The following is a 12222-nucleotide window of genomic DNA, read 5'->3' as shown; positions in this document are numbered from 1 at the left end:
GTGGAGGCAGAGGTTACTGCCAGGCTGCGGTATCCCAGGTACTGGTTTCCCAGGTGCCCTGGGCCTGAGGCGTCGGGGCGCCGCCTCCACAGGCGGCGAGCAGGAGGGCCAGGCAGAGCAGCAGGGTGAAGCGGTTGCTTCGGGTCATGGAAACTCCGGTGTGAGGGTGGAGGGGTGGGGGCGGTGGACAAAGCCGTCAGACGGTGTGCTGAGCGCTCACGCTCATGCGGTGGGGTGGTCGCCAGGGCCAGGGAGGGGAGAGGCGCTGGAGTTTGAAGTAGTGGGAGCGCCGCAGTGGCAGCAGGCTTGCCGCAGGCGGGTGCCGTCGTTCACGCAGTAGCGCCCGACGGAGGTGGTGGGGACGGCCCGCAGGCAGTGTGCACAGAGGCGGGAGCAGTCCGGTGGGGTCCTGCCCTCCTTCTTGATCTTCCTCTGTGGTCGCCACGCGGTGACCTCCTCGGGGGCTGAGCCAGGCGGATGGAGAAAGACGAGGGCCGGAGGACACGGGGCAACCGGTGCCCCCCAGCGCCCCACCACCTCGCCCAGTGTCGGGCACTGCCCCCTTGCCCGCCTGCGTGTCGCGGTGGGGTCGCTCAGGGCACACGGCTTGAGGCGATTCTCCTCAACCGATGCAGTTCCGGCCGTCAGTTGATGCGGACCGACTCGGGGATCAGTTTCCAGAGCTGGCAGGCGCCGCCGGCGTAGGTGGACCCTGGATTCAGGGAGATGGGCGTGGCGCAGGAGGCGGCGTCCAGAAACTGCCCGTTGGATTTGAGCTGAATCTTGTACCAGCCGCCGCCGGCGGGAACGAAACGCCACAACTGGCAGGCGCCGCCCGCGGAGGTCGAGCCGGGGTTGAGGGTCACGGGGCTGGCGCAGTGGTCGGCGTCCAGGAACTGCCCGTTGGATTTGAGCTGAATCTTGTACCAGCCGCCGCCCGTGTGAACGAGCGTCCAGAGTTGGCACGCTCCTCCTGCATACGACGAGCCCGGGTTCAGGCCCAGGGTGGCGGTGCAGTGGTCAGCGTCCAGGTACTGGCCATTCAGCTTGAGCTGGAGGCGGTAGTACCGCTGGGGTGAGGACTGGGCCAGGGCACTGGAGAGCAGCAGGGCGCCGGCAGCGGCGGTCAGGACTTGTGGAAGCATGGAGGATCCTTGCCCTGCTGGTCTGGGCTCCGGGCAGACAGGGCGCCTCGTCCGGAGAGATGGGGTCGGTCGGCATGACGCGAAGCGGTCCTGGTGGAAGTCCGTTGACTCCGTAGCGAAATGGCGTTCAGCACGTACAGCCCAGGAAGTCGACAAACGAGGTGAGAAGTCCCTGCAGGACATGTCCCACCGAGAAGTCAACGGACCAGCACCAACTCCGCAGGGACGCGGCTGGTGTCCCAGGGGGTCACCCCAAGGCGGTACAGCAGGTGGTATCCCGGAATGCCGTAGGGCCGGTGGCACGCCTCGCGGAGTGGTGCCGCTGCTGATGACATGACTCGTGCCTCCTCGTGGACTTCAGGGGACCGGCGCTGCGTGGGAGGGTTCAGGGGTCAGCTGTTTCATGAGCTCCGGCATGTCCCACAGGTGCCACAGGTCATGTCCCTGGCCGCCGACCACGTGAACGAAGTGCATGTGCCGCACCCGAACGCTCCGGCCGGTCGCGGGCAGGCCGCGGAACGGGCCGCTGTGTGTGCCCGTCATCACGGAATTCATGGCGACGATGTCACCGTCACTCAGCAGGTGTTGAATCTCGAAGTGAAGGTCTGGGAAAGCGGTCCTGAGCATGCTGATGACCTGTTTCAGGTGCACCCTGAAATTGGTGTCGGGGGTCTCCTGGTGGTCGACGGCACCGGGTGCGAGGAGCTCGTCCACCGCACCGAGATCCCCGGTGTTGAAGGCGCGTTCGATCATCTGGCGAACCACGTCGGTACTGTTCATACCTGACCTCCACTGAATGTAGTTGAACTACACTAAAACAAGTTATACTCTCCTGGATGACCGAACGCAACTCCACGCTGACCCACCGCCAACGTCAGGCCCTCGCCACCCGGGCGCTCATCGTCCAGGCTGCCACCGAGCTCTTCATCGAGCAGGGCTACGGCCTCACCACCATGGACGCCATCGCCGCCAGGGCGGGCGTGGCGGTCAGTACGGTGTACACGATCTACACCAACAAACTCGGCATCCTGAAGGTGATCCGAGAAGCCTGGCACCAGGACTCGGGGCAGCGCGAGGTGTACGCCCAGGCGAGCGCCGAAACGAACCCCGGACGCCGTCTGGACCTCGCTGCGCAGGCCACGCGGCAGCAATGGGAGCGCAGCGCCCAGATGGTCACGATCTACCACAGCGCCGCCGCCATGGATGCCGAGGCAGCGACCGAACTCAAGGCCGCACTCGCTGGCCGACGCACCAACATCAGTAGGATCGTTCGATCCTGGGCGGGCGACTACCGCGTGACGCCAGACCGGGCGGCGGCCATCTACCTCGCCCTGACACGGGCCGAGGTGTATCAGGAACTGGTGGTGGAATGGGGGTGGTCGCCGGACGACTACCAGGCCTGGCTCGCCGAGCTGCTCAAGGTGCAACTGCTGCGCTGATACACAGAGAGGTGCGTCTGGGACTGCTTCTACAGGTTCTGGCAACTGAACGTGAATAGGCTCACGAGCCGTGAGTGATCGGAAGCTCAACCCCCACCGTTTTCCCTTGCGCATGATCGGGTACGCCCTGCGGCTATATCACCGCTTCCCGCTCACGCAGCGGGCCCAGACGCATGTCTGCCGTTCTCAAGAATGGTAGTCCGTTGACTCTGGAAAGGAACGACGTTCAGCACGCATTCCAAGAGGAATGTTGACATCAGCCTCCACTGCGACTGGGATGCAATTGCCGGACAAATCAACGGACTACCAATAATCCTTCTGTTCCCCCTCCTTTGTCAGTCAGGATGCGCGGGGGCCGGCTATGCGCCGGTCAGGAACAGGGGGGCTGGCGCCGCTGGGTCGTCGGGGACTCCTGCGATGAAGGCGTTCCAGTCGTCGGGCAAGGTTTCACCCACCTCGCGGTCAGAAGCTTACCAGCGACCGATTCCCGCTTGAGGTCATTGGGTACGCCATTGGGCTGGACCACCGCTTCACGCTGAGTTATCGGGACGTCATGGAACTCCTGCTGGAACGAGGAATTGTCGTCACCCGCGAGTTCATCCGCACCTGGGGCATCAAGTTCAGCGACCTGTTCGCCGAGGGCCTGCGCCACCGGGAACCCCGTCAGGATTCCCGGTGGCATCTCGACGAGATGCACGTGGGCGTCGGCGGCGTCACCCAAGGGTTGTGGCAGGCCGTCGACGAACATGGCGTCGCCCTGGACGTCTTCTTGCAACGACGCCGAGACACTGAAGCGGCCAAGTCATTCTGTGCCCGGTTCCTGGGTGAACATGGTGTGCCGCTCGCGGTGCACACGGACAAGCTGTGGCGTGACGGTGCAGCCCTTCTCCGGTACTCCACGGTGTGGCGCACGTCCCGGTGGTCTCCGCGGCTCGCTGCAACACTCTGGTTGAGCAGTCCCATCGTCCCACACGACGACAAGAGCGCCAGCAACGCGGCTTGAGATCACGGCGACGAGCACAGGGAGTTCTTGACCTGCACGCTCGCATCACGACTCTGCACCATCCGGCCCGCTGCACGCTTCCCACGCATCATCGTCCTCACCACCAAAAACGGGCTTTCGTGCGTTGGCGCGACGTCGCGAGACAGGTGGCCTGAATTTCAGGCCACCTGTCTCACCGAGGCTCTTTCATCGCCTTGACGCCAACAACTTGCCACAACCCCGCCAGATTCAGGGTCGTGCGGGTGCCATTTTCATGACGAACGCGTCGAGTTCACCCTCGGAACGCTGGCCTGGAAAGACCCCTTCGGTGCTGCCAGCCACATAAACATGACCGGATGAATCAACGTGGACATCGCCGGAGAAGTCATTGGCGGGCGTGGCAATCTGCTGCTGCATGCCGGGTGCGCCGTTGGCCGCAAAGCGCTTCACGAACACGTCGATGACGCCACCGGAGGTGGACGGCAGCGAGTGCCAGGTCACGAAGGCTTGACTGTCCGGCCCGATGGCGACGGCCCTAACCTGTTCGGTGTCGGCGTCACCCCACTGCCGGGTCCAGGCGGCGGCGCCGTCTGACAGGAACTTGCTCAAGAAGGCATCCCCGGCCCCGCTGTTTGCCTGTCCTGGAAACGTGCCATAGACGTTGCCGGCAAGGTAACTGTTGCCGCTTGCATCGACAGCGAGGCCTCGGGGAAATACGGCATCGCCCGCCGCTCCAGTCCCGAATTGACGGGTCCAGCGCTCGGAACCGTCCGGCGCGTACGCCTGGAGGAAACCGTCTTCCTTCCCAGACTGCCGCTGACCGGGAAAAGGCACCCTGGTGTTCCCGGTGACGTAGAGGTTGCCGTGCGTATCCATGCCGGCGTCACTCACCGCACTTCCGGAACGCAGGCGTTGCGTGCCGTTCACCACCGTGACGCTCTCGGTCGCCGCGAACTGCCGCGTCCACAATGCGCGCCCGTCCGGGCTGTATTTGCGAATGAAGCTTGTTTCCTCGCCCACCAGCGGATTGAAGGCCGGGTCGAACGCCCCAACGGTGTTGCCTACGACGTACACGTTCCCGCTCGCGTCGATGGTCACGGCTTCAGCGTCGTCATGCCATGAGGGGTGCGAACTGAACTGCCTGGACCATGCGAGCGTACCGTCCGGGGTGTACTTCAGGACGAAGGCGTCCCCGGCGAAGTTCTCGCCATCAAAACCAGGAAGACGCCCATGCACCAGCCCGCAGACGTAGAGGTTGCCGGCGGCGTCCAGGCGAACGTCGGCGGGGTAGATCTGTGTGCTGTGGGCTGAGGTCGTAGCGCCGAGCTGCCGCGTCCAGAGTTCCCGACCGTTCACGTCGACCTTGCGGACGAAGAGCTCCGGCCCGGAAGGATGCGCCCGGGTCTGCCCGGGGAACGCGCCGTTCGTGGTGCCGACCACGTAGGTGGAGCCATGCCCGTCCGAGGTGACGGCGTTTGCATCATCCGCCTGGTCCGTCCCGAATTGCCGCAGGAAGGAGGAGGACGCCCCGACCGGCTCGATCACAAGGTAATCGACGATGGCGTTGCGGTCCCAACCCCGACCGGCGTACAAGTCGTTGAGGAAGGTTAAATGCAGCGTTTCGCCCGGACGAACATCCGCTTCGCCGAGGGGCTTCACCGCGTAGGCGGTGTTGTCCAGCGTGGCCGTCCCGATGCGCTGCCGGGTTCCATTGCTCAGCGCCACGATGGGGGCGCCCTCGTACTGCTCGCCACGGCCTCGGATCGCGATCCTGTAACGGCCAGCGGGGAGGTGGTGGGGCACCGTGAACCGGACGAGGTCGTTGGTGCCGAGCAGAATGATGGCCCGCCCGCCACTGGCGTCCGCGTCGATGATCGGCCGACCGCCAGAGCGGGGGTCCGTGACGGTTTCCGGCGTGAGTGTCGCCTCCACCTCAGCAGCTTCCGCTTCCAGCAGCAGCCCGCCCGTCAGGGTGGCACTGGGAGGGTCGGCGGGCGGGCTGCACCCGATCAGGGCGGCGCTCAGCAGCAGCGCTGCGCCCACGGAAACCTGGGGGTGGGACGTAACGGTCGGGTAGATGCCTATTGGACATTCCTTGCGCATGCTGTCTCCTGGGCTGAGGGCTCAAGTGGGCGACTGCCTCTCGCTGAGGGTCACTAAGAGAACGTTCAGCCTTGCCTCCATCTTGCGAAGTTCCCCTGGCAGCGGCGACTATAAAAACTCGTGCACATCGGTCACTCACTGCTGATCGTGACGAGCCGAGATTGGGAAGGCCACTTGCACGGTACCGTGCAAGTGGCCTACGTCACTCGGAAGGTCCGCAGCATGGTGGTTCTGCAGGCGTGATTGTCGGCAAAGGCGCGCCCGCCCTGATGTCAAGACCGTACTCCCCAGCACCTGACACTTTTGTGTGTTGAGCACAGCTGGGCCTGCCTCAGTTTCACGCGTTCTGGCAACTTACTGATCTGTGCTTAAGTCGGTAACGAAGCGGTCAAAGGCGTGGCCCGGATGAATGCCAGCGGGCGGTCTTTACGGCGAATCCGTTGCCAACCCAAGGTCAGGCGAGCTTTCAACGCACGGACCGTCGGGGCGCAGAAGTTTCCCAAGAGATTCCGTTTGATGTCCGCCCAGACCAACTCAATGGGATTGAGTTCTGGCGCGTCTCCCGGGAGAGAGACCAGCGACAGGCGTTCGTGGCCCGCCACGAACGCCTGAACGACTTTGGCGCGGTGAATCATGGCCCGGTCCAGGACCACGACGACCTCTCCCGCGATATGACGCAACAGGTGCTCGAGGAAGGCGACAACCTGAGGCGAACGAACCGCGCCGTGATGGGTGTGCTGGAAAAACTGGCCGCCCGTGGTGATCGCTCCGATCACGCAGAGGTGTTCCCGACGCAGCCGGGTGGGAACCACTGGCGGCTGCCCACAGCGGCCCCAGGTGCGCACCCTAATCGTTTTGAAGCTGAACCCGCGTTCGTCCAGGAAGGCCACGGTGTCGCCCTCAGCGATTTTTTTCCAGCGCCTCACCGTGTACTCGAACCCAGGTGGCCACTTCTTCTTCGTTACGTTCCACGGCCCGCACCGCGGGCCGCTGATACGAGAACCCCCAGTGTCTGAGTGTGCGCGAGAGATGCCCACGATTGAGCCAGACCCCGAACTTCAGACCGATCACCTCCCGAATACGCAGGGTGGTCCAGGCACTGGTTTCAAAGCCACGCTCGCGGGGATCACCTTCGATGATCGCCTGAATCACCGCTTGCTGCTCAGCATGAGGTTCCCCCCTCGGTCGGTCCAGTCCGGTTGCAATGAAATCGTACCTCAGCCCGCCTGTATCAGGCGGGCAAACGTTTGAGGTGAGTGGTTGTCGAGGGAACTGTGCGGACGGATCTGGTTGTCGTCCTGGTGCCAGGCAGACACGATCAGACGGGCCCGAGGCAGCGCCTGAAACCAATGGAGATTCAGGCACTCATCCCGGACCCGCCCATTGAAACTCTCGATATAGGCATTCTCGGTGGGCTTTCCAGGGCGGTTGAGGTGGAGGACGATCCCGCGTTCGTGGGCCCATTGATCCAGCGCTTTGCTGATGAATTCCGGGCCATTGTCAGTGACAATCATGGCTGGTTGAGCGCGCTCAGCCAGCACGCCGGTCAGCAATCGGGCGACATCTGCACCGGTGATCGAAGTGCCGACATGCATGAGCAGGCATTCCCGGGTAAAGTCGTCCACCACGTTGAACACCCGGAAGCGCTGCCCTGAGGCCAGTTGATCGGACATGACATCCATGCTCCAGCGCTGATTCGCTGCACAAACGAGCGGTTTGTGCAGCCGTTCTCCGGCGGCCAGCCTCTTGCGGGCCTTGCGACGCACAGCCAGCCCTTCAGCACGGTACATCCGGTACGCCCGTTTGTGGTTCACCCTGTGTCCTTCGCGCTCCAGCATCACATGGAGACGACGGTCACCGAACCGAGGTCGTTCGCCTGCCAACTCTCGCAGCCGGGTCTTCAAGGTTTCGTCTTTTTCCTGTCCAGGGCTGTTGTGCCTGTGTGTGGATCGCCAGAAGCCCAGCTGGCGACATGCCCGCCGTTCGGTGACCCCAAAGCCAAAGCGCGGGCGGACAAATCCCACCATCTCCCGCTTCAACGGGGTCTGGGATTGTGGGGTCGCCTCGGGCGTCACCACTTTTTTGCGACCCTCTCCTTCAGCACCAGGTTGTCCAGCGAAAGATCGGCCACCAGCTTCTTCAGACGGCGGTTTTCCTCCTCCAGGAGATGAAACCGTTTGGTTTCGTCTGTTGTCATCCCGCCGGACTTCGCCTTCCAGCGGCGGATGGTACTGACCGCGATGCCATGGAGCCGCGTGAGCTCGGCCAGCGGTTGACCAGCCTCGCCCTGCCCAAGGATCTCCAGAATCTGTTGCTCGGTCTACCGTGGCCCTTTCATTGCGCCTCCGGTTGGCTCATCTTGTCGCAATCGGAGTGGACCGAGAAACAGGGGTCACGTCATCGTACGACGAGGAATTCGAAGCCAAGAGAATGGTTGGTTCGTACCATCAGCAGGCACCCTGCTGATTCGATCCTTGACACCCTCCCGCTCAGACCCTATCTAATATTGTGGTGCATCCCCGGCGGGACAAGGCCACCAGCCCGAGTAACGTGCGGGCCTCAGGCCGTGCGTCCACACTCCACCCGGCCGCCAGTTCTGCCTGTCGAGACTGTTGTAAGGCGTGTAGTGTTCCTCTCCAGCCACGGTTCGTTTGACGATCCGTCATCAGACCGTCGGTGCGGCTGGCCCGGCCAGGCTGAACCTGAAGAATAGTTACCCGATGTCGTCATAGGGATGATGGCTCCTCCTGCGCAGATGGCCACCGGCTCATAGCGAGTCCCTGAAAATTGGGAGGCAGAAGGTGGATGCTCAGCTGGGGTGGCCGGGGCGGGGCCGCAGATGCAGGACCTGTCGGACACGCCGGGTCCAGGTATTCATCCAGCGGCGCAGGACGGGCTCACGGGCTCCAGTGCCCTGGCGTAGCGCAGCGTCGGTGGCGGCTTCCCGGTGGAAGCGGTCGAGTTTGTCCCAGGCGCCGTTGAAGTGCGGGTCGAATTCGGGTCGCATGACAGGACTCCTTGAACGAGAACGGGAGCTCAGAAATAGGCGGCGTCATGTGGAATGGGGCTCGTCAAGCGCCCGTCGGCCACTCTCATGGATCGCCCCCTCGGACCCAGTGACGGGCAGCATCGGCACAACTGACGGAGGCGCTTCAGGCCGAGCCAATTGCAGTCTTCCGAGGAGGCGATGTCCAAAATCCCGCCACGACCAGGATGGTTTCTCGCGGATCGTTGCCAGGAGCCGGCTGGTTTCCGCCTCCTCGTACAGGCGATCCAGCTTTTCCCATCTGGGGTCCAAGCTCAGGTGTTGAAAGGTAGGGTGCTGTCTGTTCATGTCCGAACTCCTTTCAGGCGATCACACGCCGTGTGACCCCACCTCCCGGGGGAAGGGCGAGAGACGCTTGACGAGCTGACCCACGCGCGACATGCCGCCGAAGGACATCAGGCCAGCGCGTGGAACGAGCAGCCTGGGCGTCGGGGGTTCATGGCCTGCCCTTCACCGCCAAGAATGCAAGGTGACGCGTGACGCAGGCGTGATGCAGGCGTGATGCCTTGAACCCCACTTCCCCTGCCCGCCCGTCAAAAACCACCGTTGAAGGAGGAGTAAACTCAAAGCACCATGGCCTCTCATCAGCCAGGGATGCGCGTTCGGCTGCTTGGGCGCCCCAGCGCTCAAGTGGGGGCCGAGATCATCGACTTCACTCCCGACAAGCGGTACCAGTTGCTCGGATACCTGGCTTACCACCGCGAATGGATCAGTCGGGACCGTGCCGCCTGTCTGTTTTGGCCTGATACCAGCTCAGCCCTCGCCCGGCAAAACCTGAGGGGGCTCGTGCAGCGCGTGCGCTCACTCGGAGGAATAACGGGCCTGGAAACCACCACCCAGCACATCAGGTGGCGGGTAGACACGGACGTAGACACGCTGCGCCAGGCGATCGAATCAGGCCGCCCAGGTGAGGTGATCACCGCCTATTCTGGTCCGCTCCTGAGCGGGCTCGATGACACGGCGGCGCCCGAGTATGCCAGCTGGGTATCCAGCGAACGCGAGACCCTCCACACCCGTTGGCGGGAGGCTGTGTTCTTCCGCAGCGAGGAGCTCACGACACAAGGCCGTTATCAGGAGGCGGAAGACCTGTTGCGCCGTGTGATGGACGTCGATCCGCTGGACGAGGAAGTGTTACGCCGTCGGCTCATGACGTTGTCTCAGGGGGGGCAGCGAGAAACTGCACTGCGCCTGTACCGACGCGTGGCCGCCGGGCTCGCCGCCGGGTGGGGAGTGGAGCCGAGCGACGCCACCCGGCAGCTTGTTCAGGATGTGGAATCGGCCGGTGAGGTCACTGAACGGTGGGCACCCACAGCCCCAGGAGTCAAGGGGGCCTTTGAGGGTGAAGCAAGGTTCCTGTCGGAAACGGAAGGGCTGTTTGCTGGCCGGGAGGTGGACCTTGCTGAAGTTCAACATCTACTGACAACGCCCACCTGTCGCCTTCTGACACTGGTCGGCCCGGGTGGAGTCGGCAAGACACGACTGGCCTGGCAGGCCGCGTGGGAGCAGCGGCGGCGCGGGTCTCGTGACGTGTATGTCGTGCCACTCGAAGCGGTGACCTCCAGAGAGGCAATGACCGCCCATATCGCGGCGGTGCTGGGCTTGCAGCTCGAAGGGGGGGAAGATCCACTCGTTCAGATCACCCGGCATCTGCACGCTCGGAGCGTGATGTTGGTCCTGGATAACTTCGAGCACCTCTTGGCCCACGTGGACGTCGCGTCCGCCCTGCTTGCAGGCTGCCCCGGCTTGACTCTCCTGATGACCTCCCGGGAACGACTGAACGTGCGCCATGAATGGCTGTACGCGCTTGATGGTTTGCCTTGCCCCCTGAAAACGTGGAGCCAGCAAACGTGTTGAAGTACGGCGCAGCGCAACTGCTGCTGCATGAAGCAAGGCGAATCAACCCCCGATTTGAGCTGCACGACCTGGATGTTCCGCATGTGGTGCAGGTGTGCCACCTGACGCAGGGATTACCGTTAGCGCTGGAGTTGGCCGCCACCTGGCTCCGGGTGTTGAAGCTCAGCGACGTCGTGGAGGAGATCAAGTCGGCTCTGGATTTTTTAAGTGGTGGTCGGCGGGACGCTGGGGCACGGCACGCCAGCATGCGCGCGGTTTTTGAGCACTCGTGGTCCTTGCTCAGCCCGTCAGAACAAACCACGCTGCGCAACCTGGCCGTGTTTCGGGGCGGCTTTACCAGCACTGCGGCAGCAGAAGTGGCGGGAGCGTCACTTGCCGATTTGGCAGCGCTTGTGGACAAGTCGTTGCTGCGCGTGTCTTCCGGGGGACGGTACGACCGACATCCTCTTCTCTATCAGTTCACGCTCGAAAAGCTCGGAGAACATCCTGAAGAGCTGAGGGTTGCACGCGAACGACATGGCGCGTTCTACCTTCAACTGCTCACGGAATTTGGGAGCGTGTGGGACCGCCACCCGAAAGCTGCGATGGATACCCTGGCACTGGAACTGGAAAATGTTCGGGCGTTGAATTGGGCAGTTCCTGCGCGCGCTTCACATGACGAGTTACGGGTTGCCGTGGCCGCCCTGGGAATTTATTTCGACATGTGCGGGCAATATGGTGCCGGGTTGGAATTGTTCAACCGCCTGAGTCACCTGTGGGAGCCACACGGACAGGCTGGCGAACTGACCGCGCAGGTGTGGTGCGGTGGTAATGCTCCAGGTTTGACTTCAAGCGGCGTTGCGAGCATTCGCCGATAAGGTGAGTGTAGACCAAGGCGTGGCGTAGCCGAGCGCCGAATGACGGCGCTCGTGGTTGTACCAGCGGTGAAAGTCCGGCATGGCGGCCCGGACATCGGCCATGGACTGCCAGTCCTGGCGGAAGGCGAACTGGTATTTGTAGGTCCGGTTGAGGCGTTCGAGGATACCGGTTCCTCCCGGCTGAGACACTTTGCAGCGCACCCAGTTGCCGTACATCAAACAGCCCTGTTGAAAGAGGTCACTGGTGAAATCACTGCCTCCATCACTCTGGACCAGGATGCGCTTGTGGTGGCCCTGAGCACGCAGCACGGCGACCGCCTCGTCGAGCGTCAGTTTGGCGAGGTGCATCGACAGGCTCCGTACCACCCGGCTGGCCAGCACCACCCGCGAGGTAACGTCCAGCACGAAGTAAATCCAACAGACCCCGTCGGGCAGCGACAGCCGTGTCGCGTCAATCTGCACCCGTCGACCTTCCGGCCAGTCTTGTGGTGCGGAAACCTTCGGGGAAGGTTTCCGGGTCTTTCGAGGCAGCGGTGGGTGAAGGTGCAATTCGCCGAGTGCGACACGGATCTTGTGCAGGCCAATCTCTTCGCCCTGAGCTTTGAGTTCCTGATACAGCAGCCGGTATCCAGACGTTGGATGCTGCAACGCCGCCTGGCGTACCTTCTCGTACAGTGCGTCACGGTGCTGCTGCTTGGCACAGCGCGCGGGCGCGCTGTGCTGATGGTCCCGCATCCGCCAGTACGGCACGCTGGCGTACTGGGCAAAACGCCGCAGGCTGAGGTGCGGCCGGCTC

The 12222-nt window shown here is 63.3% G+C and carries 13 protein-coding genes and 1 pseudogene; 4 read left to right on the top strand and 10 right to left on the bottom strand.

Annotated elements, in window-relative coordinates; translation table 11 throughout:
- Nucleotides 1–13: 13 nt before the first annotated feature.
- The 4 genes from LAJ19_RS21815 to LAJ19_RS20915 all read right to left on the bottom strand — a co-directional run bounded on the left by LAJ19_RS21815 (nucleotide 14) and on the right by LAJ19_RS20915 (nucleotide 1925).
- Entirely contained in the window at nucleotides 14–148 is a 135-nt protein-coding gene (locus LAJ19_RS21815) for a hypothetical protein (protein WP_255639952.1), read from the bottom strand.
- 496 nt (nucleotides 149–644) lie between these two features.
- Nucleotides 645–1145, bottom strand: a complete 501-nt coding sequence (locus LAJ19_RS20925; protein ID WP_225524528.1) for an RICIN domain-containing protein — start codon at nucleotides 1143–1145, stop codon at nucleotides 645–647.
- A gap of 197 nt (nucleotides 1146–1342) precedes the next feature.
- Nucleotides 1343–1480, bottom strand: a complete 138-nt coding sequence (locus LAJ19_RS20920) for a hypothetical protein (protein WP_225524527.1) — start codon at nucleotides 1478–1480, stop codon at nucleotides 1343–1345.
- 22 nt (nucleotides 1481–1502) lie between these two features.
- On the bottom strand, nucleotides 1503–1925 hold the full coding sequence (locus LAJ19_RS20915) for an ester cyclase (RefSeq protein ID WP_225524525.1): 423 nt from the start codon (nucleotides 1923–1925) through the stop codon (nucleotides 1503–1505).
- A 56-nt stretch (nucleotides 1926–1981) separates the two neighbouring features.
- Here LAJ19_RS20915 and LAJ19_RS20910 point away from each other — a divergent pair, with 56 nt between their 5' ends.
- Nucleotides 1982–2584, top strand: a complete 603-nt coding sequence (locus tag LAJ19_RS20910; RefSeq protein WP_225524524.1) for a TetR/AcrR family transcriptional regulator — start codon at nucleotides 1982–1984, stop codon at nucleotides 2582–2584.
- Nucleotides 2585–3083: 499 nt separating this feature from the next.
- A pseudogene (locus LAJ19_RS20900) lies at nucleotides 3084–3742 on the top strand (IS6 family transposase).
- 73 nt (nucleotides 3743–3815) lie between these two features.
- Here LAJ19_RS20900 and LAJ19_RS20895 read toward each other — a convergent pair.
- The 5 genes from LAJ19_RS20895 to LAJ19_RS20875 all read right to left on the bottom strand — a co-directional run bounded on the left by LAJ19_RS20895 (nucleotide 3816) and on the right by LAJ19_RS20875 (nucleotide 8676).
- On the bottom strand, nucleotides 3816–5669 hold the full coding sequence (locus LAJ19_RS20895) for an SBBP repeat-containing protein (protein WP_225524522.1): 1854 nt from the start codon (nucleotides 5667–5669) through the stop codon (nucleotides 3816–3818).
- 368 nt (nucleotides 5670–6037) lie between these two features.
- A complete protein-coding gene (locus LAJ19_RS20890) occupies nucleotides 6038–6595 on the bottom strand; it encodes an IS630 family transposase (protein ID WP_225524519.1) in 558 nt (185 codons plus the stop codon).
- Nucleotides 6570–6821 (bottom strand): helix-turn-helix domain-containing protein, encoded by a 252-nt coding sequence (locus LAJ19_RS20885; RefSeq protein WP_225524517.1) that lies wholly within the window; start codon nucleotides 6819–6821, stop codon nucleotides 6570–6572. The genes LAJ19_RS20890 and LAJ19_RS20885 overlap by 26 nt, the downstream gene beginning before the upstream one ends.
- Before the next feature lie 65 nt (nucleotides 6822–6886).
- A protein-coding gene (locus LAJ19_RS20880; RefSeq protein ID WP_255639959.1) for an IS3 family transposase occupies nucleotides 6887–7977 on the bottom strand; the annotation gives its coding sequence in 2 pieces (ribosomal slippage) (nucleotides 6887–7758 and nucleotides 7758–7977; 1092 coding nt in all).
- Nucleotides 7978–8478: 501 nt separating this feature from the next.
- Nucleotides 8479–8676 (bottom strand): hypothetical protein, encoded by a 198-nt coding sequence (locus LAJ19_RS20875; protein ID WP_225524515.1) that lies wholly within the window; start codon nucleotides 8674–8676, stop codon nucleotides 8479–8481.
- Between the two features lie 612 nt (nucleotides 8677–9288).
- Here LAJ19_RS20875 and LAJ19_RS20870 point away from each other — a divergent pair.
- Both LAJ19_RS20870 and LAJ19_RS20865 read left to right on the top strand, forming a co-directional pair.
- Nucleotides 9289–10569, top strand: coding sequence for an AfsR/SARP family transcriptional regulator (locus LAJ19_RS20870; protein WP_225524514.1), 1281 nt, complete (start codon nucleotides 9289–9291; stop codon nucleotides 10567–10569).
- Nucleotides 10563–11426 (top strand): ATP-binding protein, encoded by an 864-nt coding sequence (locus LAJ19_RS20865; protein WP_225524512.1) that lies wholly within the window; start codon nucleotides 10563–10565, stop codon nucleotides 11424–11426. The genes LAJ19_RS20870 and LAJ19_RS20865 overlap by 7 nt, the downstream gene beginning before the upstream one ends.
- On the opposite strand, the gene LAJ19_RS20860 is transcribed toward LAJ19_RS20865, so the two are convergent.
- A complete protein-coding gene (locus LAJ19_RS20860) occupies nucleotides 11397–12161 on the bottom strand; it encodes an integrase core domain-containing protein (protein WP_225475746.1) in 765 nt (254 codons plus the stop codon). The genes LAJ19_RS20865 and LAJ19_RS20860 overlap by 30 nt on opposite strands.
- Between the last annotated feature and the right edge of the window lie 61 nt (nucleotides 12162–12222).

The organism is Deinococcus taeanensis (genome assembly GCF_020229735.1).
Classification (GTDB): Bacteria; Deinococcota; Deinococci; order Deinococcales; family Deinococcaceae; genus Deinococcus; species Deinococcus taeanensis.
Note: the sequence above shows the minus strand (reverse complement) of the source record. Positions and strands in the feature narration are given on the sequence as shown.